Raw genomic sequence first — 22,273 nt, 5'->3', positions numbered from 1 at the left:
CGGTGCAGGACGGCACGCTGGGCTACGGCGGCGGACTGGGCCTTTCCGAACTGCTGGAGCTCAACCAGAACATCGTGCGTATCTCCGAACCCCGGCCGATCGCGACCGACGGCGACTGGCCCTATCCGCAAATCCACACGCTCAACCGGTCGGGTCGACTTGAGGTGATCGACGGCATAGCGGCGGTACGGAAACGGTCAGGACGTCAGTAGCGCCTCGTAAGCCGCGCACATCCTGGCAGGCGAATACTTCTCCCCGAGGCGGCGCCCAGCCGCCGAGAGCCTTTCCCTCAGTTCCGGCCCGGCAATCATATCGGCAAGCCCCCTGGCCATGCCCGTGGCGTCCGCATGGACGAACAGCGCCGCCGGCTCGCCGTCATCGGCGGTCAGCACTTCGCGCATTACCGCAAGGTCGTTCGCGACGATGGGCAGACCCGAGGCCGCCGCTTCGACGCAAGCCATTCCAAAGGTCTCGTTGGTGGATGGAAATGCGTAGCTGTCGCCGGTGGCGAGGAACTCGAAGATGCGAGCCGGCGGAACCTCGCCGACCAGATGCAGGCGGTCAGCCATGCCACGGCTTTCGGCAAAGGCCACAAGCGCGTCCTGCTCCGGTCCCACTCCGGCGAGCGCCACGTGGATGTCCGGCAGGAATTCCATAGCGCCGACAAGCGCAATCTGGTTCTTGAAGCGCGTGAGCCGCCCGGACGAGACCGCGAGCCAAGCGTTCTGCGGCAAGCCGAAGGAAGCGCGCGCCGCGGCCTTGTCGAATTCCCTGTCGGGTGCCGGAACGCCGTGATCGATGCGGTGCATGCGACGCCGATAGGCCCGCGGGTAGCGGTCGAACTGCGTTTCGGTCCAGCCGGAATTGACAACGTTGGCCTGGTAGAGGCCGATCATGCCCATCAGTTTGTCGATCCGGGATAGAAGGCCCATGACGCCGCTCGTGTGCGGAGCTCCGCTCTGATTGGCGATGATGTGCCTGACGCCGGCGAGCCTGGCGCCGAGCGTGCCGAAGATGTTGCCATAGTGCTGGTAAGTGATGACGGCATCCGGCTTGGCCTTGCGAAGATACTTCACGAGGCCGACGGTTGCCCAGATCTGCCCGGGCAGTCCCTTCGGGCGGCCGCTGAGGACGAAATCCGCATGGGCGTCGCGATCATAGGCGTCCGTCTTGCGGTACATGAAGACTGTGCGCACGTCGTGGCCGCGCGCCCTCAGTCCTTCGCCCACCATGTCGGAAATGCGTTGCGCGCCAGCGGCCTCCGCCTGCGTCTGGACCTGGACGATTTTCACGTCCGGCCCCCCAGCGCCCGGGGAAGGAGCGCGATCCTGTCGAGCGGGAGGCCGAGCACGGAGGGATTTATGCCAATTCTTCTCCGCGCGGTCGCCACCGCGATGGCAGTCCACGCAATGACCGTTCCGGCGATGCTGAGCGCCGCGCCTATCGGGCCGAGGTAGTAGGTCGTTACAGCCGTCACGCAGAGCCCCACGACGTTGGTGACGACGAGAACCTTGAACAAGGCATGCTGGAGGCCGGTCAACTGCATCAGGACTTCGACCGGGCCACAGGCGGTGCCGAATGCCGCCCCGATGCCGAAGATGACGAGCGTCGCCCGCATGGTCGGCGTCGCGTAGTCCGGATTGAAGATGGACAGAATGAAGTCACCGAAGATCCAGAATGCCGCCAGCACGCAGAGCGCAATGGCCGAGCCACCAAGCGCGGCGAGACTGGTGATGCGCTGAACATGGGCCTTGTCGCCGCTGTAGAAGGCAGCCGATATCTGCGGCGCCAGCGCCTGGTTGATGCCGTTGAGCGCCAGCGTCACGAAACGCGTGGTGCGGTCCGCCACGAAAATTGCGCCCGCGGCCTCGGGTCCCAGGATCAGCGCAACCAGCAGGGTGCTGACCTGGCCGAGCGCAGGCGGCAGCGAGGTGACCCCCCACAGGCCGAGCGTCACGGTCTTGAACTCCCGCTTTTGCCCTTCCGTCAGCGGACCGCGATCGGCGCGCGCCGTGTCGCGCATGAGACGCACGGACTGCGGAACGACCGCGAGCAAGAGGAGCAGCGCCGTCAGATACGTCGCCGCCACGGCGCCGATCTTGACGTGCGAAAGATGCAGGGCAAGGACGCCGGCAATGGTGGCCGCGCGCCAGATGATGTCGCGCGGCAGCAGGCCGGATATGAGCGCGTTCTTGGCCCGGAAAGCACCCGAAGTGAATTCCGACCAGCCGAGCGAGAACGACAGCACCGCCGCCGCAACGCACAGATCGAACCATTCCGGCGTGTCCCTGCCGATAAACGGCAGGAATCCCACCACGACTATGAGCAGGCTGGTTGCCGCCAGGCCGGCCAGCGCCACGCGAATGGCGCGGGCCATCAGCCCGTGAGCCGACGCGAGATCGCCCAGTCCGGCATATTGCGGCCAGAACCTGAGCACCGTGCTCTGCTGCCCGACAGAGGCAAAGAAGGAAACCAGGCTGGCGCCCGCATAGGTGGCGCTGTAGAGGCCGAACTGCCTTTCATCCATGACCATGGCCACCGCCACGAACATCAGGAAGGAAAGGCCCGCGCTGGCAAGCTTGATGACGCCGGCCACGGCGCCGCTCCTGGCAAGCGCCGAGACCGACATGCGCATGTCGATCGCAGGTTTGGCCCGCCCGGCCAAGCCAGCTTCGCGGTTACCTGTGTCGTCGTCCACCTTCGCCTCCTGAGACGACCGGCTGTGACCTGTCCCCTGGCCCGCACGCCGCCGCTCAAAACCCGGCCCTGAATAGAGCAAAACCCCGCATTCGCGCCAGCGCGAACGCCGGGCATGGTTACCGGCGCGGCTTGCGCTGCCCCTATCGTCACAGCGCGACCTTAACGGATGGCTAACGATAATCCTTAATAATGTGGAGACGAGTGAGGTCGCGAGGCCACGGCTCAGCACGAGGAAGATGATGAGGCCAGCCAGAATCGACGAGCCCACTCTCGCGCCGTTGTTCAACATAGGAGCCGTCTGGGCGATCCTGTGGGCGCGTCGCGTGATGGTTGCCGCCATCGCCGGCGCTACCTTGCTGCTGGCGTTCGCCTACATCGCGGTGACCAAGCCGAGCTACACGGCGACCGCCTCGATACTGATCGATCCGCGCGATACGCGCGCGACCAACTTCAACAACGTTCTGCCCGGGATCGGCTCCGATAGCGCCGCGATCGCCAGCCAGGTCTTCGTCATCCAGTCGCCAGACCTACTGGGCTCCGTCTTCAAAGGCCAGGGGCTTGAAAACGATCCGGATTTTGCCGGCGTCGGCCTGATGTCGCGTCTTCTGTCGGTGTTCGGCGCCGGCGCGACCGCCTCGCAAGACACCGCCTTCAAGCGCTTTCAGAGCAAGGTGACGGTGGAGCGCGAGGGGCTCACTTATGTCATCAATGTTAGCTTCTCCTCGCCGTCGCCGGAAAAGGCGGCGCGCATCGCCAACGCGATCGTCGACCAGTACCGCGCAAGCCTGGTGGGAGAACGCGAAACCGCCAACAGCGATGTGAACTCGCTGCTCACGGACAGGATCTCCGGCCTGCAGAAGGACGTCAGCGACGCCGAGCGGTCGGTCGAGGATTTCAAATCGAAGCACAACATCCTGAATTCGACGGATGGCGGCACGCTGCAGTCGCAGGTCGATCAGCTGACGACGCAGTTGATCGCCGCCCAGGGCGACGCCGACCAGGCCAAGGACAGGTACAACCAGGCGCTGGCGGCGGGCAACTCGCCGGCCGGGTTGTCCCAGCTCGCGGACATCCTCACCTCGACCTCGGCCATCAAGCTGCGTGACGACTACAACCAGCGCGCCACCGAGCTCGCCAGCCTCCAGATGATGTACGGACCCCGCCACCCGACCATCGGGCGGCTGCAGTCCGAACTGGACCGCTTGAAGAAGCTCATGGCCGCCGAGGCGGACCGCATAAGGCAGCAGCTGAAGGCCAACTACGACCTCTCCGTGCAGAATGTCGGTAAGCTGCAGGACAAGCTGGAGGCCCTGCGCCAGCAGTCGACGAACTCGAACATCGCCCAGGTGCAGCTGCGGCAGCTCGAATCCAAGGCGCAGGCCGCACGTGCCGTGCTCGACGATTTTCTCAAGCGCGCCCAGGAGACATCACAAATGCAGGGCGCGCAAACTTCCGAGGCGCGCAAGATCGGCGCGGCCTCGCCGCCGGTACAGCCAACCTGGCCGAAGCCGGCCCTGCTCCTGCCGGTCAGCGCCGTCCTCGGTCTTCTCGCCGGTTGCGGCCTGGCGCTGGCGCTTGGGCCGGTCCGGCGTCCGGACGACGAACCTGAAGCTCCGGCGGACGTCGCGCCTGCACCTGTCGCGGAGCGGAAGGACAGCACGCCCGTCGCCCCGCGGCCGTTGCCCATGCCGGCCAATTTCGGCGAATACCGCCTGCCAGGCGTCGCCGGCGGCACGGCCTATTCCAACATCAGGGCGATCAGGAAGCTTCTGTTCCAGACCGGAAATGAAACGCTCTCGCTCGGTGTCCTCAAGATCATGCGCCAAATGATCCTGCACCTGAGCGACCACGACAAACCTTTCGTCATCGTCGTTTCCTCGATCCGCAGCAGCTTCGAGGCGCGGATCGCCGGTGCGATGGTGGGCATCGGCATGCAACGGGCCGATCAGAATGTGCTGGTGGTGGAAATTGGCGATCATCTGTCCGATTCGACAGCGAACGGAGCCGGACTGTTCATCGACGGCGCGACCGGCCTGCAGACCGTCGTCTGCAGCTCCGTGACCGAGAACGGCTCCGAGGTCCCTGACCGCAACTCCTTCCGCGGCATCCTGGCCAATGCCGGAAGCGCATTCGATTTCGTTCTGGTGATCGCGCCTTCGCTCAACGAAAACGGCTGGAACCCAGAACTTTTCGGCAAAGCCGATCTCGCGCTCCTGGCGCTCGGCCCTTCCGAGCAGGCTTCGGAGGCGGCCGCGTTGCTGGCGCAACGTTTCGGCGCCGACCAGATCGGCCGCAGCGCCACCCTCGTCATCGCGCCGGACAGCGCGCGACCGGCCGGTGGCGAGACGATCCGCGATGTTCCGCAAGAGGTCGGCGAATGGCGCCGCAGCTCCGCTCAAAGATAAGCGGCGAAGGCGCCGGACCGATGACATCGCCGCTATGGGTCTCGCGGCGACATGCGCTTGCGCTCGCCGCCGGAGCGCTCCTCGCGGTTTCCCCCCTGCCAAGGTCGGCGGCGCTGGCGACGGCCGGCATCCGCGTGCCGTCGCGCGGCTTCAACCTGCCGGGATGGCTCGACCGCGACGATGGGCCTGCGCCCGCCGCGGCCACGCTCGACAAGCTTCGCCAGTCGGGATTCGAAACGATCCGGCTGCCGGTCAACGGCGATCTCATTTCCAGCGGGAACCCGGCTACGCTTCGCCGCATCCAGAACGGGGTCAGGGACCTCGTCGGGTCGGGCTTCTCCGTTCTTGTCGACATGCATCCCTCGGGCGAGCTCGTCGCGGCGTTTCGCAGCGACGCCAAGGCTGCTGCCGAGCGAGTGCTTCAGGCCTGGACGGCGCTGCGCGTGGTGATCGCCGATCTGCCGGCGGGCCAGGTCTATCCGGAACTGCTGAACGAGCCGCCCATGGAGCGAGCTGAATGGCTGGCGTTGCGGGAAAAGATCGCGGCAAGCCTGCGAGCCAAATGCCCGCGCCACACGCTGGTCTGGGGGCCGGCCCGGTTCCAGGGCATCTGGGAAATCGCCGACACGCCGCCTTTGGCCGACGACAACCAGATTGCCGCCGTCCACTACTACGCGCCGATGGCGTTCACCCATCAATGCGAGACCTGGGATGCCTCGCCGGTCGCGCGAATCTCGAACCTCCCCTTTCCTGCGACCAAGGACATGGCGCAGGTCCGCCAGCTTCTCTCCAAGCTCCGCGAGGCGAACGACGAGCAGGCGGCCAAGCTTGTGGAGGACGAATTGTCGGAGCCCTGGACGGCGACGCGGATCGGCGACGACTTTGCCGGGCTTGCGCGCTGGTCCGCGACCCATGGCTGCCCGGTCATGCTGAATGAATTCGGCGTGCTCAATTTCTGCGTCGATGCCGAAAGCCGCGCGGCCTGGGTTCGCGCCGTGCGGATGGCGGCGGAGACCAACCGCGTGGCATGGACCTATTGGGAGCTCGACCAGGGTTTCGGCTTCATCAAGAGCAGGCAGAGCTCCGAGGGATTCGACGGCTCGATGATTGCCTCCCTCCTGGGTGACTGAGCGGACGGACATGGACGACGGATTGCATGGAATGACCGGAGCCGACCAGCGATGAGCGTCACGCAGGCATATCCGCATGTCGGACTGCCCAGCCGAGGCGTGCCGGAGGCACTGCTGCATGTCGGCGTGGCCTTCATTGTGGTCGCGCTCTCGGTATCCGCCTTTGCGGTGTGGACGCCGTTCGGGATCGCCGCGACCTTCGTGCTGACGCTGATCGTCGCGAACGCCATGCCGTCTGGCGTTCCCGTGCTGATCATCTGCGCCTTCCTCTACCAGAACCTCGTTGTCGCCTGGTACACGCCCTACATTCCCGACAACGACACGTTCGACGCACTTCGCGGCACGAACTTCATCATCCTGATGACGGCGTTCTGCATCTTCCTGGCGGCGTCGTTCCAATACCGCGTGCGCGCGCTCACCGAATTGCGGCCCTGGTTGCTGCTGAGCATGGTGCTGTGCGGGACGGTTTGTTTCTATTTCGCCCTTGGCGTCGTGCATGGCGGCCCCAAGGACGCCGTCGTCTATTTCCGCAATACGATCACGCCGCTCGCCTGCTTTCACGTCGCGGTCCTTGCCGCCAGCCTGTATCCCGTCGACCTGCGCAAGAGCATGCTCTGGCTCGGCGCCGGCGCGATCGTCTACGGCTATGTGGAGCTCATTTTCACGATGGACTTCCTCGGCCTCTTCCATGGCGACCTCTACATCGAGCGCAGCATATCGCGGCAGGTGGAGACAGGTGTTTGGGAGCAGGCGCTGAAGGAGACGGGTTTCGTCTTCCGCGGGCTTCAGGACGTCATGACGACGACCTTCTTCAACACGCCGTTCTTCAACGACATCTTGCCGAGCGTCTTCCGCATCGGCGGCCCGAATTTTCATCCGATCAGCTATGCCTACGCGCTGAGCATCATATCGGCCTGGCTCCTCTTCAGGGGTCGGTGGCTGCTGCCGGTCGCCGCCCTGCCGCTGCTGCTCGTCATCGGCTCCAAGGGTGCCACCTTCATGCTGCTCGTGGCGATCGCCGTGCGCCTCATATACGCACCCTCACGCGGCGGCTTCACCGTGCTGATCGCCCTGGCGCTGGCTTTCATCTGGACGAGCGCCGCGATCGCCTATGGCGCGACCCATGGCGACTACCATGTGCTCGGCCTTTATGCCGGCCTACGCGATTTCCTGACCGATCCGCTTGGCCAGGGGCTGGGCCTCGGCGGCAACCTGTCGAGCACGAGCGTCAATCTCAGCTGGGCAAATGCGCAAGCCGAGGGTATCGCCTCCGTTCCGGTCGAGAGCGCGGTCGGCGTCATGCTCTACCAGATGGGCGTTGGCAGCCTCGTCTTCTTCGGCTTCCTGGCCGCGCTTGCCGTGACGGCGCGCCGGCAACTGATCGAAACCGGCGATCCCGATTTTCTGTTCGCTTTCGTCGGTGTCGTCACTATCTCGGCCAATGCGGTGCTGCAGGAAGAGGCATTCTATTCGCCGCTGGCGCTGGGTTTCTGCCTGCTGCTTGTCGGCATCACGCTCGGAACGCGCTGGCGGGAAGCGGCGGCGGCGAGGGTTTGAGAGCAGCCCGACTGCTCCTCACAGACGTCATTTCGCTCAGGGGCCGAAAAGCACCAGCTCGGTGAATGTGAGGTCCCCGGCCGCGGGCGGTTTCGGGCCCTTGAAGTATTTCAGCCCTTTCCTGGGGAAGTAGTGGCCGCGCAGGCCCGGGACCGGCTCCATGGCGTCGACGACGCAGAGCAGTATACCGCTTCTCAGCAGCAGGCGCCCGAGCGCGCCGGCCCACTGGGTCAGCTCCGCGAGGGAATGGCAGTAGACCACCTGGCAGCAAGGCACGAGGCCGTGCATGATCCGGCGCGGCATCAGCACGAAGGGAAAGGCCTGACCGTCGCTCACGCAGATCAGCGACAGGCAGCCCAGCGCCGAATGTTCTGACAGGATGTACCTGTCCCTTTCGGACAGCATCGCCATTTCGGCCGGATCGGTGCGGACGTCGAGCACTCGGCTAGGCCTCGTCGGGTGGATCGCCGGCAGAAAAGCGACCTGCCCATTGGAAAACGGGCGAAAGCCCATTGCCTTGTTCGCATTCAGCGTCGTCGGCGCCGGCGAGATGTTGACGAAGGTCACGTTCTTTTGCCGAAGGACCGGCATGATCAATTTCATGGCGTAGGGTCGAAATTCTGCGTCGACGGACCAGCTCGAAAGATTGCAGCGAACCTCTTCGTCCTGCTGCCCCTTGTAGCCGGCATAGAGGGTGAGGATGACGCCGACGATCCGGCCTGAATTTTCAAGGGCCATGCCGTAGCGCGGGTAATCACCGATGGCCGGGCGTTGTGACATGCGGGTCAGCGCCCGCATCCAGTAGCTGCGCCGACGCTGGGGGAATCCCCGGTACAGGCAGTCGGCTACGCCTTCCCAATCATCGTCCCTAATAGGTCGACACTGAAGGTCGGGAGGTAGAGGACCAAGCATTGCCATTGTAGAACTCGGTAATACTGACAGTCCCGACCAAGATGTTTCACTTGCAATCTACAGTAGGGAGCAACCATTAACAAAGCTTGCCGGATTTGCAGAGGATTTGCCGTCTCGGAGGAACAATACGACCGCGGTGGGCCGCTGCACACTACAGCGGGCCAGACATCCCGATCAACAAAGCGAGAGCAACGCGCAAACGCGTCGCTTGACGCGTAGCATGCGCCAGCGCCGCTCCGTCCTTTGCCCCCCTGAAACTGCTTGCCGCCCTTGGGTAAATGCCCCCCGCCGCCGTCAGCCTTTGAAGGCCGGCAGCGTCAGGCCCTTGACCCCGACATCGAGCGCGAACAATCCGCCCGGGTTCTGCTGGCCGGCGAAGTGGCTGGCCGGTCGTTTGAGGACGGCCGAGGTGACGTAGAGGACGTCGAGATCCCTGCCGCCGAATTCACAGCAGGTCGGCAGATCGGTCGGCAGCAGCACGGTCTGCATCAGCTTGCCATCGGGATCGTAGCGGCAGACCTTGCTGGTCACCGGGATGGTCACCCAATAGCAACCTTCCGCATCCACCGTGGCGCCGTCGGCGACGCCGCCCGTCACCGTCATGTCGATGAAAGTCCGGCGGTTCTCGATGTCGCCGGTGACCGGGTCGAAATCATAGGCCCAGACCGCGCCAGCATGGCTGTCGGAAAAATACATGGTCTTCGAATCCGGGCTCCAGGCCAGCCCGTTGGAGCAGCCGATGCCCTCAATCATCCTGTGCACGGAGAGATCGGGATCGAGGCGGTAGAGCGCGCCGATGAACTCGATCGGTTTTCCCGGCACCTCGAACATCGTGCCCGACCAAAAACGGCCTTGCCGATCCGGCTTGCCGTCATTGAAGCGGGTCGTCGGCATATGCGCTTCCGGATCGACGATCGCCTCGAACTTGCCGGTCGACGGATCGAAAAAATGGAAGCCGTCCGCCATGGTCAGGACAAGGCCGCCCTTCTCGCGCAGGCCAAGGCAGCCAAGATATTCCGGCGTCTCGAAGACCTCGTCCTTGCCGGTGGCAGGATCGTAGCGGTGAATCAGCTTCTGCCAGATGTCGATCCACCAAAGCACGCCGGCCTTCGGGTCCCAGAGCGTGCCTTCACCGAGCTCGGCTTTGGCATCGACGACACAAGTGATCTCGACCATTTCAGACACCCCTTCCCCGGAACCTGCTGCCCAGGCCCGCGAATGTTTCGCTGCCTATCGACACGGTAAGCAGGATCACCGCGCCGTAAACGACAAGCAGTGCGCCGCTCGACAGATTCAGCGCCGGCAGCAGGCCAGTGAGGATGGTGAGCACCATCGCTCCGGCGACCGTGCCGAGATAGTGCCCGCTGCCGCCGAGGATCGAGGCGCCGCCGATGGCGACCGCGGCTATCGATGTGAACAGATAGGCATCGCCCATACCGAGATAGGCCTGGCCCGAGTAGCCGGTCAAAAGCATGCCGGCGAAAGCGGCGGTAATGCCCGACGTGACATAGGTGAGGATGGTGGTGCGCGCCGTCGGCACGCCGGAAAACTCGGCAACGGTGGCACTGGTCCCCAGCGCATAGAGATGGCGACCGAACGCGGCCTTGGAAAGCAGCACCGTAGCCACCAGCGTCAGAGCGAGCCAGATCAGCGCGATGACCGGGAAGCCGCCGACGCGACCGACCGACAGGAACTGGATCAGCGCCGGCGCGGACGGCGTCGGCGAGCCCCCCGTCAGTACAAGGATCAGCCCTTGCAGGATGACGTTGGTGGCCAAAGTCATGATGATCGGCGGCACGCCGAACTGGGCGACGCCGACGCCATTGACCAGGCCGACGAAGGCGCCGCCGGCGAGCAGCAGCGGCATGACCCAGACCAGCGGCAGATCCTGACCGCCGCACAGCAGCGCCATGATGATGGCGGCCGAGTTCAGCACCCAGGGCACGGACAGGTCGATGCCGCCGCCGATGATGACGAAGGTCTGGCCGAGCGCGACGATGCCGACGAACGCCGCCAGCACGACCGTCGAGCGCATGTTGGAGACGGACAGGAAGCCCGGCGAGAACAGCGCCGTGACCAGGAGCAGCACGACCATGCCCGCATAGGCGAGCACGATGAGCCGGTTGCGGGCAAGAAAGGCGCTCATTGGACGCGGCTCCTTGCGAGCTTTTCGGCCACCGAACTCGCCAGCACCGAGAGCAGCAGGATGACGCCGGACGCGACCGGCTGCCAGTAGCTCGACACGTGCAGGACGAAGACGAGGTTGCCGATGAGCGTGAGCACGAAGGCGCCGATCAAAGTGCCGGCGAGATGGCCACGGCCGCCGAACAGGCTGACGCCGCCGATGACCGCCGCCGCGACCGAGGGCAGGATGTAGTCCTTGCCGATGGTCGGCGATCCGGCGCCTGTCTGGGTCGTCAGGAACAAAGCCGCTCCCGCCGCAAACAGGCCGGACAGGCCATAGGTGATGACATTGACCCAGGTGATCGAGACTCCGGACAGGAAGGCCGACTTCTCGTTCGATCCCGTCGCCTGGATAATGACGCCGGTGCGTGTGGCGCGGAACCACCACCAGAACAAAAGCAATGCCAAAAGCATCCATACCGGACTGGTCAGGCCGAAAAGCTGCGCGGAAGCGAAACCGACCCACCAGGTCGGCACGCTGCCGCCGTCCGTCGGCAGGATGATCATGGCGACGCCGTTGAGGATCGACCAGGTGGCAAGCGTGACCAGGAAGGGCTGCAGCTTGAGCAGTGAGATCAGCAGGCCGTTGAGCGCGCCGATCGCAAGGCCGAGCGCAAGGATGGCCAGCGCCCAAGCAGCGGTGGTCGACGGGTCATCGGTGAAGCGCGTCGCGGCGATCACCGTGCCTAGGCTGATCATGCCGCCGATCGACAGGTCGATGCCGCCGCGCACGAGCACGATGGTCTGGCCGGTGGCGGCCAGCATCAGCGTCATCGCCGCGGCCGTGTCGAGGTTGAGCTCGTCCACCGAAAAGACGCCGGACTGCAGGCTGCCATAGATGGCGACGATGAGAGCCAGCATCAGGCACGCGACCAGGAACGGCGCGCGGTCGAGCACGCGGCCACGCCAGTCGGCGCCTGTCCGGGCGGGTCTCAATTCGGCGGGACGCTGCGCCGTTTCCACATGTTGCTCCGCGATCGCCACCACCATGCCTCAGGCCGCCTCGCTTTCAAGCATGGCGGCGCGCAAAATACCCGCCTCCGAGATGCGCTCACCTTCGAGCGTCGCGGCGATGCGGCCGTTGCGCATGACCATCACGCGGTCCGCGACATGGACGAGTTCGGGCATGTCGCTGGAATGGAACAGGATCGCATAGCCCTTTGCCGCGAGGTCGCGCATCAGCTGGAATATTTCACCCTTGGTGCCGACATCGACACCGCGCGTCGGATCATAGAGCAGCAGCACGCGTGCTTCGGTGAGCAGCATCTTGCCGAAGATCACCTTCTGCTGGTTGCCGCCGGACAGCGTACCGGCAAGCTGTTCGGGCGTGCCGGCCTTGATGCGCAGGAAGTCGACCATCTCCTTGACCAGAGCGGCCTCCTTCTGCCGGCTGAGCAAGCCGCTTTCGGTGAAGCGCTTGATGACTGAGAGCGTCAGGTTCTCGCGCACGCTCTTGGTCAGCAGCAGGCCCTGCCCGCGCCTGTCCTCGGGCACCAGCGCGATGCCGTCCTTGCCGGTCAGCGCCTGGCGGGGATTGCCGATCGATGCGGGTTTGCCCCAAAGCTCGATCGCGCCTGTCGCTTTGGTCGCTCCGAACAGGGCCTGGAAAAGCTCGCGCTGGCCGTGCCCCTGCAGGCCGCCGACGCCAAGCACCTCGCCTTCGCGCAACGCGAAGTCAACGCCCGTGAGCCGGCTGCCGCTCGAAAAATTCCTGACCCTCAACGCAATGCGGTCAGTCGCAGTGGCGATGCGTTCCGGATAGAGGCGATCGAGGTGCCGGCCGATCATCTGGGCGACGATCTCGTCGTCAGACACGGCATTGGCCTCATGCGCGGCGATGGTGCTGCCATTGCGGAAGATGGTCAGCCGGTCGGCGATGGCGCGGACCTCGGCCATGCGATGCGATATGAAGATCACCAGCCGGCCCTCGGCTGCAAGCTGCCGGGTCAAGCCGAGCAGCCACTCCGCTTCCCGCGCTGGCAGTGCCGACGTCGCCTCGTCAAGGATGAGGATGCGCGGATCCTTGGCCAGGCCCTTGGCGATCTCGACGAGCTGCCGCTCGGCGAGCGTCAGCCGCCGCAGCTCCTGCTCGGGGCGCAGCGCAGGGAAATTGTATTTGTCGAGCAAAGCCAGCGTCTTGCGGCGCATCTCGCCGCGATTGACGGTGCGCGCCCATGTCCTCGGTTCATGGCGGAACCAGATGTTCTGTTCGACGCTGAGGTCCGGGATCAGCGACAGCTCCTGAAACACGGCGGCGATGCCGCGCGCCTGCGCGGCATCGGGATTGGCCGGGCGATAATCCTGGCCGTCGACCAGGATCGAGCCGCCGTCATGCTGGACCGCCCCGGACAGTATCTGGATGAAGGTGCTCTTGCCGGCGCCATTTTCGCCAAGCAGCGCATGCACTTCGCCGGCGCGGGCGCTGAACGTCGCCTCGTTCAGCGCAACGATGCCGCCGTAGCGTTTGGAGAGGCCTGTGACGGTGACGAGGTCCATGTATGCGCCTTCGAAAAGCTCTCCCGGCATCTTGCGATGCCGGGAGACAAGGTCGTGGTCACTGGATGTTACTTGGTGCCGGCGGCTTCCGCAGCGGTGATCTCGACCCAATCGGGTGTGATCGGCAGCGTCAAGCCGGGCGCCTGATCGGGGAAGGCATTATGGCCGATGGCGATCTTGATCATCTTGGTGCCGGGATAGAGCTGCGACTCGAAGGGATCGGTGGTGACGAAGTCGCCCTTGACCGAAACCGAGCGCTCGGCCGGCTTCTTGCCGGTGTCGAGGATGTCGACGGCCAGCTTGATCGCCTCCGAGGAAAGATAGGCCGGGTTCGAGCCAAGGATACACTTTGCGCCTTGAGTCTGGGCGCAGGTGACGGCGGCGACATTGTAGGAGAAGCCGACGACCGGGACGATCGGCCGCCCGGCGTCCTTGAGCGCCTGGATGGCGCCGGAGCCGTAGCCCTGGGTCATGATGCCGTCGATCTTCGGATTGGCCGCAAGCAACGCGGCAACCCCGGACTGCTCCGGCCCGAGCGCGTAGTTGCCGTTATAGTAGCCGACGATCTTGATGTCGGGATACTTGGCCAGCACCTTCTCGTAGCCACCTTGCAGCTGCGCCGAGATCGGCGCGCCGGCGAGCCCGCGGTCGAGGATGATGTTGCCCTTGCCGCCAAGCTGCTTGGCCATCCACTCGGCCATGACCGAGGGGATGCGATCCCAGTCGGAGGCGACGGCCAGCGCGCAGGGCTCGGTCACGACCTGGTCGAAGCTGATGACGACGATGCCGGCGTCGCAGGCCTTCTTGATCGTCGGATTGAGAGCGGAATCCGAGCCGGCATCGACGAGGATGGCATCCGGCTTTTGTCGGATGATGTTGTTCAGCGAGTTGATCTGCGCCTGCACGGTGTTTTCGACGTTCTCGATCTTGAGATCGACGCGGCCCTTGAGCGGGCCTTTGTTCACCGAAACAGTGGCGACGCGCTCCATCTGCTGGCGCCAGTCATTGCCGACGAAATTGTTCGACAGATAGATGGTGTAGCTCTTCTTGGCCTCGGCGTGACCGGCCTGAATGCCGACGGACATCATGGTTGCGGCCAGCGCGGCGAGACCAATGCAACGGCTCAATGATTTCATGAATTTCTCCTCCCATTTTTTGCTTCTAAATTGCGATGTCGATTGGCGGCGACAGCGTCCGCCGGGATCAGATTCCGGAAGCCTCCTTTGGCGTGATCTCCACCCAGCTCGGCGACACCGGCAAGGAAAGGCCGGGCGCAAGGTCGGGGAATACGGTCTTGCCGAGCTCGATCTTCACAGCTGAAGAGTTCGGGGCGTATTTCGCGTCGACGAGATCTGTCGTCAGGCCGGGCGAATTGAACAGCACGGTCGTGTCGGCCGGCTTCTTGCCGGTGTCGAGTATATCGACGGCAAGCTTGATCGCCTCGGCGGAGAGCGAAGGCGGATTGGCGCCCAGCCAGCATTTGGCGCCCTTGGTCTCGGCGCAGGTGACGCCGGTCCCGTTGAAGGCCGCGGCAACGATCGGCACCATCGGCCGGTCGGCATTCTGCAGCGCCTTGATGGCGCCGGTGCCGTAGCCCTGCGAGAAGATGCCATCGACCTCAGGATGAGCGGCGAGCAGGCTTGCGACGCCTTCCTGCTCGGGACCCGCCGCATAGTTGCCGTTGAAGTAGCCGACGATTTCGATGCCGGGATACTTCTTCAGCACCGCGCCGAAATTCTTCTCGAACTGTTCGGAAATCGGCGCGCCGGCGAGCCCTCGATCCATCAACACCTTGCCCTTGCCGCCAAGGATGGATGCCATCCATTCGGCCTGGTTGTTGGCCATGATGTCGAAATCCGAATGCACCTTATAAGCGCATTGCGCCGTGACGGTCTGATCGAAGCTCACCACGATGATGCCGGCGTCGCAGGCCTTCTTGATGGTCGGGTTCAGCGCCTCCGCCGACGATGCGTCGATCAGGATGGCGGCTGGCTTCTGTCGGATGATGTTGTTCAGCGAATTGATCTGCGCTTGGACGGTGCCTTCGGCGTTTTCGATCTTGAGATCGACACGGCCCTTCAACGGCTCCTTGTCGACCGCAACCTTGGCAACGCGCTCCATCTGCTGGCGCCAGTCATTGCCGACGAAATTGTTCGAGAGATAGATAAGGTAAGGCTTCTTCGCTTCGGTGTGGCCGGGCATCGAGGACATCGAGACCGCGAACCCGGCAAGCGCCACAAAGCAGGCGCTCAAGCTCCTTAATTTCATGGTCTCCTCCCTTTGTCGCCTGCCCGGTCGGCGATGAACTGCGCCATCTTTGACCGGATCCAGGCTCGAAATTGATACCGGTACCAATGACGGATGTCAATTTTCGTGAAGCTCGCATGCGAGCGGCATTCGCGTTGAAATCCGCCGGGTCTCCTCCCCGCGACTCCTCCAGAGCTTAGCGCTCCAGCCTAGCTATCATGCTATTATAATTTTATGAGCCTGTCTATCCGCCGGCATCAGAAAATGCCGCTCTCGAGCCCGTTCAGGACAGGTCGTTGAGCGCGTCGTAGGTGATGCTGAAGATATCGGCCGGGTGGCGGGCGACGGAGAACTCGATGCTGCGCTGGTCGGCGGACTGATAGAGCATTTCCACCGTCAGCACGGGGCCACCGAGCGCAATGCCGAGGTCGGCGGCAACCGCTTCGTCGGCGATTTCCGCGCGCACCGTGATATGCGCCACGTCGAGCCGCAGGCCGAGACGCTTCTGCACCGAGCGGAAGATCAGAACGTCGGAAAAGTCCTCACGCTTCAATCTGGAGCCGATGTCGGGCGGGAAATAGGTGGTGATCTGCGCCTTCCTCTGCTCGCCGATCGACAGCACGCTGCGCAGGCAATATCCCGCCTCGTCCTTGCCCATGCCGAAATGGCGCTGAAGGACCGGAGAGACTTCCTTGCGGTAGGATTTCACAGCCAGCTGCGCATCCTTGGTGAAGGCCGCCATGTCGGCGAAATTCTTGAATTTCCAGCTCAAATTGACCGCGGGATTGCGGGCGGCGACGACCGCAGGCTTGGCCGAACGTTTCTTGATCAAGCCGTCAGCCTCGAGATCGCGCAGCGCCTGACGCACCGTGATCAGGCTGACGCCAAAGTGCTCGGCTATGGCAGCCTCCTTCGGCAACTCGCCGCCGACCGGGAAAGTGCCGTTACCGATGGGCTCGCGAAGCAGGTCCGCGAGCTGGCGATAGAGCGGACCGTTCGCACGGGCCAGCGTGCGCCTGGGAAGACTGTCGATGGAAGGAGCCGAATTATCCATGTGCCTCGTCGCATTGCGTCGAAGCTTTTATAATAGCTTAGCGTGCCGGAGGCTAGGCAACACCGAAGGCCATCAACCGCCTTAGACCAAAAGCCTCAACGGGTTTTCGACAGCCGCTTTGACGGCGGCGAGAAATGTCGCCGCGATCGTTTCTTCGATGCGAGCGGCATCCGCGGTCAATAGGCACTCACAGCCGTCATCATGAGTGCCGATTGAGAGTGTAAGGCGCATGGCGCGGCCTGGCAGAAGCGGCATCGTGACCGGCCGGATGTCCGCCATCGGCAGCAATCGCAGTGACAGCAACGCCGGCGCCGCAGCGTCGTCCCTGTCGCTGGTCAGGGCCGCAAGCCGTGTCGCCCGCAGCGACGCCAGCGGCATCTCCGGAACTGCCGCGACCACCATCTGCCGGCCGGGCAGTTCGAGGGCGATTGCTCCCTCGGACGAACGGCCGGCTTCAGCGATCGCGCGACCGGCCGCGCGCAGCAGCATATCATCCAGGTCGAGCGTCTTGCCCGCACTCTTCAGAGCTTCCTGCAAGTCGCGCAGCGCGCCGAGCGCGATCGATGTGGCAAAGGCAGCGATGCGTGGCGCACTGACGGTGCGATGGCTGTTCACCGTTTGCTCGACGGGACCGGCCGCCGGGACGAAGCCGATCACATCAGCGGCCAGGATACGGCCGCCGGGTCCACTGCCGTGAAGTGCTTCGAGCGGAAGTGAGCGCTCGCGCGCCAGGCGGCGGGCATAGGGCGAGGCCGCAAGACGCCGCCGCTGCGCGACCGCGACATTCATTTCAGGTACTCGGCATTGACGCAGTTGGTAAGCCGGCCCTCGGCGAGGTAGGCATGCACCACCTCGATCGATTTCAGCCGCAGGTCGCGCATCGCGGCCGGGCTGTAGAAGGCTGCGTGCGGGGTGACGATCAGCCGATTGGCGATCCACGGCTCCCGCCGCCGCCATGCCGCCAGCAGCGGATGGTCGAGATCGCCGGGTTCGCTGGGCAGCACGTCCAGGCCGGCGCCCGCGATATTGCCGTTGCGCATCGCCGCCTCGAGCGCATCGAGGTCGACGATGGGTCCGCGCGCGGTGTTGATCAGGACAAGGCCGGACTTGGCCGCGGCAAAGGCGGAAGCACCTAGCAGATTGCGGGTTTCCTCGCTGAGCGGCGTGTGGATGCTGACGACATCCGCCCGCCCCATCAACTCGGTGAGCGAATGAACCCGCTCGTAACCGGTCGACAGGTCGACGCCTGACAGGAGATGCGGGTCATAAAACACCACCTTCATGTCGAAGGCGGAGGCGCGGCGCGCGGCCGCCAGACCGATGCGGCCAAGGCCGACGACGCCAAAGGTGGCGCCCTTGTGCCGGCGAACCAGCGGCGCCTTGGAGAAATGCCACCCCCCGGCGCCGTTGCCGGATAGCTCCGGGCCATAAGCCGAAGTGCCGCGCGTCAGCGCCAGCATCAAACCGATGGCATGGTCGGCGACTTCCGTCGTGCCGTAATCCGGCACGTTGCAGGCAGGAATCCTGCGCGCGCCCCAGCCTTTCGTGTCGATGTTGTCGAAGCCTACACCGGAGCGCACGGCTATCCGCACTTTGGGAAACGCCGTCGGCGCCGAAGCGACATTGTGCGTCGGCGAGTAGTTGATCACGGCGTCGACCGTCTCGCAGACGGCAGGGTCGAGGTCGGCCGCCTTGTCGTTGGTCGACCGCGCCAGGACGAACTCGACATCGGGATAGTACTTGCGCTCGAGTTCGGCGTCGTCGTCGGCTTGCCAGTTGGCGCACAGGATCTTCATGCTTGCCCTTCGCGTTCGATGATTACTTCTTGATGCCGCCGATGCGACCGCCCATCGGCACCACGGCGCCGACCGGCTGGTCGATGGCGGTGAGCGTTCCGCCGACCGGCGCCTCGATCTCGACCACGGCCTTGTCGGTCTCGATCTCGGCGATCAATTCGCCTTGCCTGACGATGTCGCCGACCGCCTTCAGCCATTTGACGACGGTGCCCTCGCTGACGGTGAGATCGCCGAACGGCATCGTCACCGGTTCGTCGTCGCTGGCCGCGGAAACGGCAATCGCCGGCGCAGCCGGCTGCTGCTTGACCGGCGCGGAAGCCGGCTTGGCTGGCGCGGCACTTTTCAGGCCGACCGTGTACCAGTGGTCCGGAACCGGTGGCGTGCCGGCGATGACATCGCGCGCCCCTTGCGCGATGCGCGCCGTGTCGACCAGCATGGCGCGTTCCAGAACCGGTGCGAAAGGATGCGAGGTCGGCGCGGTATGCAGCCTTCCGGGCGGGGCATCGAGTTCGTCGAAGGCGAGTTCGTTGACGGCTTGCCCGATCTCGCCGCCAAGGCCGCACATCGCCCAGGCCTCGTCGACAACCAGCAGGCGATGGGTCTTGCGCACGCTGGCGACGATCGCCTCGATGTCGAGCGGCATGATCGTGCGCGGATCGATGACCTCGGTCTCGATGCCTTCGCCAGCCAGCGCATCCGCCGCCTCAAGCGCGCGCTGAACCATCTGGCCGGCGGCGACGATTGTGATGTCGTTGCCGGCCCGTGCGATGCGGGCGACGCCGAACGGAACGAAATGCTCGCCCTCCGGCACCTCACCCTTGGAGGCGAAAAGCGCCTTGGGCTCGAGCATGATCACCGGGTCGCCCGCCCGAAGCGCCGTCTTCATCAAGCCTTTGGCGTCGGCCGGCGTCGAAGGCACGCAGACGATGAGCCCAGGCATATGCGCGAAGACCGGATGATAGATGCCGCTATGGTGCGGACCCGAGCTTCGCAGCGCGCCGGCGCCGACGCGCACCACCATCGGCGCGCTCATGATGCCGCTGGTCATGTAGCGGAGTTTCGCGGCCTGGAGGAAGATCTGCCCAGCGGTCTCGAAAGCGAAGTCGGCGAACATCAGGTCCGAAACCGTGCGCGCGCCGGTGGCAGATGCCCCGACGGCAGCCGCGGTGAAGCCCTGTTCGGAGATCGGCGTGTCGACCATGCGATCGGGGCCGAATTCGTGCCAGAGGTTCTTGGTGTGGGCGAAGCTGCCGCCGCGCTCACCGGTGCCCTCGCCGAAATAGAGGATCGCCGGATTGGCGCGCATTTCCTCTGCGATGCCATCGCGCACCGCTTCGAGCCAGCCTTGTGTGCGGCTCTCGCCGACAACACGCGGCTGCAAGGCAGCGGGCGGATTGATCGGGTCGGCGAAAACATGTTGGCGCACGGTCGCCGGGTCCGGCTCGGGCGAATTGCGGGCGAAGGCCAGCGCTTCCTCGACCACCTTCTCGACCCGCGTCTCGATGGCGGCCAGCGCCTCGGCGTCGGCGACGCCATAGTCCTCGATCAGCTTCTTGCGGAACATGTCGATCGGATCGCGCTTGATCCAGGCGTCGAGTTCCTCTTGTGTGCGATAGGTGCCGATGACCGGATCGCCCTCGTGGTGACCGACGGTGCGATAGGTCTTGGCCTCGATCAGCGTCGGGCCCTTGCCGGCGCGGGCACGTTCGGTCGCTTCCTTCATGGCCAGCCAGACAGCGAAGACGTCGTTGCCGTCGACGGCGACGCCGGGCATGCCATAGGAGGCGGCCTTGGTGGCGATCTCGGGATTGAGCGTGATCGACTTCAGCGGCGTGGCGGTGGCGTAGAGGTTGTTCTCGCAGATGAAAACCGCCGGCGCGCGCTGCACCGCGGCGAAATTAAGCGCCTCGTGGAAGCCGCCATGATTGGCAGCGCCATCGCCGAAGAAGGCGACGCCGATATCGTCGCGGCCTTGCAGGCGAGCGCTCATGCCGATGCCGACCGCATGGCCGATGCCGGCGGCGACAATGCCGTTGGTGCCGAAGAGGCCAACCGAACGGTCATACAGATGCATGGTGCCGCCGCGGCCGCCGCAGATGCCGTCTGCCTTGCCGAAAAGCTCGGCCATCACCCGGCCGGGATGGGCGCCCTTCGCCAGCGCATGGCCGTGGCCGCGATGGGTGGAGGTGACCCAATCGGTCTGGCGCAGATGCGCGCAGACGCCGACGCCTGTCGCCTCCTCGCCGATATAGAGATGCAGGAAGCCGGGCGTCTCGCCCTTGCGGCAGGCGATCTGGGCGATGCTCTCGAAGCGGCGCAGAAGCACCATGCGCTCGAACAGATCGAGCAGGATCTTCGGGTCGGGCAGATTCGACGGACCCTTGAAATCCGAGCGTGCGCGCGCCGCAGAACTTGCCACCAAAGCCTCCCTGGATCCGTCCCGTGCCAGCGGCAAAGCGCCGGCCGCAAGCTTTTCGATTGCTCGCTTCGGCAGATCATAGATTATAATAGCATAATGTCTACTGGCTCTGATGAGAGCCTGACGAAGCTAGATTCTCGTGATGCGGACGGTTGCATCCGGCCGTTGGAAGAGCTCGGGCCGCAGGCTGAGCCCAAGCCCGGGTCCTTCCAGCGGCGCGACATGGCCGTCACCGACCGGCGGAATATCGGCTACGATCTCGGTGTACCAACCGGTGAAATAGGCGCGCACCGCTTCCTGGTAGTTGACGTTCGGCAAGGTCGCCGACAGCGCGCAGCTGGCGGCATAGACGATTGGCCCGGTGCAGTCATGCAAGGTCACCGGCAGCTCGCTTGCCTCGGCCATGTTGGCGATCTTGCGCGCTTCCGAGAGGCCACCGCACCAGGCGAGGTCGATCATGATCACCGACGCGGCGCGCTTGTCGATCAGCTGCTTGAACATCTGGCGCGAAGCCAGGCGCTCGCTGGCGGCGATAGGGATCGAGGTGTGGCGGGCAAGCTCGGCCATCGCATCGAGCTCGTTGTAGCGCACCGGCTCTTCCAGCCAGGCGACGTCGTAGGGCTTCAGCGCCTCGGCGATGCGCAGCACAGGCGGCAAGGTCCAGAGACCATGCAGCTCGACCATGATTTCCATGTCGCGGCCGACGGCGTCGCGTATCTTGCGGAACGGCTCCAGCGCCTTGTCGAGATCGGCCAGTGAAATACGGGTGCCGTTCGACGCCTCGGCGGCAATGTCGAAGGGCCAGATCTTCATCGCCCCGATGCCTTCCGACTTCAGGCTCTTGGCAAGCTCGCCGGCATTGTAACGCCAGGCCAGCAGATCCTCGTACGGGCCTTCGTTCGAATCGCCGGCTTTCAGCGACCAGTCCTCGCCGCGCTCGAACAGGGCGTTCCTCTTTGTGGCGCGGACATGCTTGTAGCCGGCGCAGGTGTTGTAGATCGGCACGGTCCGGTGCGTGCGCCCGCCGAGCAGGCGCCAGACAGGCTCGCCCAGCGCCTGACCATAGATGTCCCACAGCGCGATGTTGACGGCGGAATTGCCGCGAACCTCCGCGCCGGAATCGCGCGCGCCCACATAAACGCTGCCCAGCGTGCGGTCATGCAGCTCGATGTCGCGCGGATCCTTGCCCAGGAGATAAGCCGCGACATTGTCATGGATGTAGGCGGCAACCGGCCCGGGCGCCCAGAAGGTCTCGCCCGTGCCGACAAGGCCCGCGTCGGTGTGGACCCGCAGCCAGAACAGGAAAGGGAACTCCGCCAGCTGCAGCGTTTCGAGCGCGACGACCTTCATATCTTCCTCCCTGTTCCGAGCAA

Annotated in this window: 17 protein-coding genes; 3 read left to right on the top strand and 14 right to left on the bottom strand. The window is 64.6% G+C overall.

The window, feature by feature from the left end:
- Positions 1–197 precede the first annotated feature (197 nt).
- Positions 198–1,292, bottom strand: coding sequence for a glycosyltransferase family 4 protein (locus Q0L57_RS33480; RefSeq protein WP_296747451.1), 1,095 nt, complete (start codon positions 1,290–1,292; stop codon positions 198–200).
- Positions 1,289–2,698 carry a lipopolysaccharide biosynthesis protein gene (locus tag Q0L57_RS33475; RefSeq protein WP_296747449.1) on the bottom strand — a complete coding sequence of 470 codons (1,410 nt, stop codon included), beginning with the start codon at positions 2,696–2,698 and terminating at the stop codon, positions 1,289–1,291. Before Q0L57_RS33475 ends, Q0L57_RS33480 begins: the two co-directional genes overlap by 4 nt.
- A 241-nt stretch (positions 2,699–2,939) precedes the next feature.
- Between Q0L57_RS33475 and Q0L57_RS33470 the strand changes: the two genes are divergently transcribed.
- Genes Q0L57_RS33470 through Q0L57_RS33460 form a run of 3 tightly spaced genes read left to right on the top strand, consistent with a single transcriptional unit; the run spans position 2,940 to position 7,792 of the window.
- Positions 2,940–5,105: a GumC family protein gene (locus tag Q0L57_RS33470; protein ID WP_296747447.1), complete on the top strand. Its 2,166-nt coding sequence runs from the start codon at positions 2,940–2,942 to the stop codon at positions 5,103–5,105.
- Positions 5,078–6,235, top strand: a complete 1,158-nt coding sequence (locus Q0L57_RS33465) for a cellulase family glycosylhydrolase (protein ID WP_296747445.1) — start codon at positions 5,078–5,080, stop codon at positions 6,233–6,235. Before Q0L57_RS33470 ends, Q0L57_RS33465 begins: the two co-directional genes overlap by 28 nt.
- A 51-nt stretch (positions 6,236–6,286) precedes the next feature.
- A complete protein-coding gene (locus Q0L57_RS33460) occupies positions 6,287–7,792 on the top strand; it encodes a hypothetical protein (RefSeq protein ID WP_296747443.1) in 1,506 nt (501 codons plus the stop codon).
- Positions 7,793–7,828: 36 nt separating this feature from the next.
- Here Q0L57_RS33460 and Q0L57_RS33455 read toward each other — a convergent pair whose 3' ends face one another.
- The 12 genes from Q0L57_RS33455 to Q0L57_RS33400 form a co-directional block, all read right to left on the bottom strand.
- On the bottom strand, positions 7,829–8,572 hold the full coding sequence (locus Q0L57_RS33455) for a hypothetical protein (RefSeq protein ID WP_296747441.1): 744 nt from the start codon (positions 8,570–8,572) through the stop codon (positions 7,829–7,831).
- A gap of 426 nt (positions 8,573–8,998) precedes the next feature.
- Positions 8,999–9,880 carry an SMP-30/gluconolactonase/LRE family protein gene (locus Q0L57_RS33450; protein WP_296747439.1) on the bottom strand — a complete coding sequence of 294 codons (882 nt, stop codon included), beginning with the start codon at positions 9,878–9,880 and terminating at the stop codon, positions 8,999–9,001.
- Between the two features lies 1 nt (position 9,881).
- Entirely contained in the window at positions 9,882–10,850 is a 969-nt protein-coding gene (locus tag Q0L57_RS33445) for an ABC transporter permease (protein ID WP_296747437.1), read from the bottom strand.
- Complete coding sequence (locus tag Q0L57_RS33440; RefSeq protein WP_296747436.1) at positions 10,847–11,878, bottom strand: ABC transporter permease; 1,032 nt, start codon at positions 11,876–11,878, stop codon at positions 10,847–10,849. Before Q0L57_RS33440 ends, Q0L57_RS33445 begins: the two co-directional genes overlap by 4 nt.
- A 3-nt stretch (positions 11,879–11,881) precedes the next feature.
- Positions 11,882–13,384, bottom strand: coding sequence for a sugar ABC transporter ATP-binding protein (locus Q0L57_RS33435; RefSeq protein WP_296747434.1), 1,503 nt, complete (start codon positions 13,382–13,384; stop codon positions 11,882–11,884).
- 68 nt (positions 13,385–13,452) lie between these two features.
- A complete protein-coding gene (locus Q0L57_RS33430; protein ID WP_296747432.1) occupies positions 13,453–14,520 on the bottom strand; it encodes a substrate-binding domain-containing protein in 1,068 nt (355 codons plus the stop codon).
- 67 nt (positions 14,521–14,587) lie between these two features.
- A complete protein-coding gene (locus Q0L57_RS33425; protein ID WP_296747430.1) occupies positions 14,588–15,652 on the bottom strand; it encodes a substrate-binding domain-containing protein in 1,065 nt (354 codons plus the stop codon).
- A gap of 262 nt (positions 15,653–15,914) precedes the next feature.
- The gene (locus Q0L57_RS33420) at positions 15,915–16,685 is read right to left on the bottom strand and encodes a GntR family transcriptional regulator (RefSeq protein ID WP_296747428.1); all 771 of its coding nucleotides are present in this window, start codon (positions 16,683–16,685) and stop codon (positions 15,915–15,917) included.
- Positions 16,686–16,766: 81 nt separating this feature from the next.
- Complete coding sequence (locus Q0L57_RS33415; protein ID WP_296747426.1) at positions 16,767–17,474, bottom strand: E3 binding domain-containing protein; 708 nt, start codon at positions 17,472–17,474, stop codon at positions 16,767–16,769.
- Positions 17,471–18,481, bottom strand: coding sequence for a C-terminal binding protein (locus Q0L57_RS33410; protein WP_296747423.1), 1,011 nt, complete (start codon positions 18,479–18,481; stop codon positions 17,471–17,473). Before Q0L57_RS33410 ends, Q0L57_RS33415 begins: the two co-directional genes overlap by 4 nt.
- Before the next feature lie 22 nt (positions 18,482–18,503).
- Complete coding sequence (locus Q0L57_RS33405) at positions 18,504–20,900, bottom strand: thiamine pyrophosphate-dependent enzyme (protein WP_296747422.1); 2,397 nt, start codon at positions 20,898–20,900, stop codon at positions 18,504–18,506.
- Between the two features lie 129 nt (positions 20,901–21,029).
- Positions 21,030–22,250 carry a mandelate racemase/muconate lactonizing enzyme family protein gene (locus tag Q0L57_RS33400; RefSeq protein WP_296747420.1) on the bottom strand — a complete coding sequence of 407 codons (1,221 nt, stop codon included), beginning with the start codon at positions 22,248–22,250 and terminating at the stop codon, positions 21,030–21,032.
- Positions 22,251–22,273 lie beyond the last annotated feature (23 nt).

It is taken from the genome of Mesorhizobium sp. (assembly GCF_024509055.1).
In the GTDB taxonomy this organism is placed as follows: domain Bacteria; phylum Pseudomonadota; class Alphaproteobacteria; order Rhizobiales; family Rhizobiaceae; genus Mesorhizobium.
Note: the sequence above shows the minus strand (reverse complement) of the source record. Positions and strands in the feature narration are given on the sequence as shown.

Bases quoted from the DNA above. Each gene is read 5' to 3' on its own strand.
- Q0L57_RS33470 (WP_296747447.1), top strand. From the start codon at position 2,940: ATGAGGCCAGCCAGAATCGACGAGCCCACTCTCGCGCCGTTGTTCAAC.
- Q0L57_RS33465 (WP_296747445.1), top strand. From the start codon at position 5,078: ATGGCGCCGCAGCTCCGCTCAAAGATAAGCGGCGAAGGCGCCGGACCG.
- Q0L57_RS33460 (WP_296747443.1), top strand. From the start codon at position 6,287: ATGAGCGTCACGCAGGCATATCCGCATGTCGGACTGCCCAGCCGAGGC.
- Q0L57_RS33455 (WP_296747441.1), bottom strand. From the start codon at position 8,572: ATGTCACAACGCCCGGCCATCGGTGATTACCCGCGCTACGGCATGGCC.
- Q0L57_RS33450 (WP_296747439.1), bottom strand. From the start codon at position 9,880: ATGGTCGAGATCACTTGTGTCGTCGATGCCAAAGCCGAGCTCGGTGAA.
- Q0L57_RS33445 (WP_296747437.1), bottom strand. From the start codon at position 10,850: ATGAGCGCCTTTCTTGCCCGCAACCGGCTCATCGTGCTCGCCTATGCG.
- Q0L57_RS33440 (WP_296747436.1), bottom strand. From the start codon at position 11,878: ATGGTGGTGGCGATCGCGGAGCAACATGTGGAAACGGCGCAGCGTCCC.
- Q0L57_RS33435 (WP_296747434.1), bottom strand. From the start codon at position 13,384: ATGGACCTCGTCACCGTCACAGGCCTCTCCAAACGCTACGGCGGCATC.
- Q0L57_RS33430 (WP_296747432.1), bottom strand. From the start codon at position 14,520: ATGAAATCATTGAGCCGTTGCATTGGTCTCGCCGCGCTGGCCGCAACC.
- Q0L57_RS33425 (WP_296747430.1), bottom strand. From the start codon at position 15,652: ATGAAATTAAGGAGCTTGAGCGCCTGCTTTGTGGCGCTTGCCGGGTTC.
- Q0L57_RS33420 (WP_296747428.1), bottom strand. From the start codon at position 16,685: ATGGATAATTCGGCTCCTTCCATCGACAGTCTTCCCAGGCGCACGCTG.
- Q0L57_RS33415 (WP_296747426.1), bottom strand. From the start codon at position 17,474: ATGAATGTCGCGGTCGCGCAGCGGCGGCGTCTTGCGGCCTCGCCCTAT.
- Q0L57_RS33410 (WP_296747423.1), bottom strand. From the start codon at position 18,481: ATGAAGATCCTGTGCGCCAACTGGCAAGCCGACGACGACGCCGAACTC.
- Q0L57_RS33400 (WP_296747420.1), bottom strand. From the start codon at position 22,250: ATGAAGGTCGTCGCGCTCGAAACGCTGCAGCTGGCGGAGTTCCCTTTC.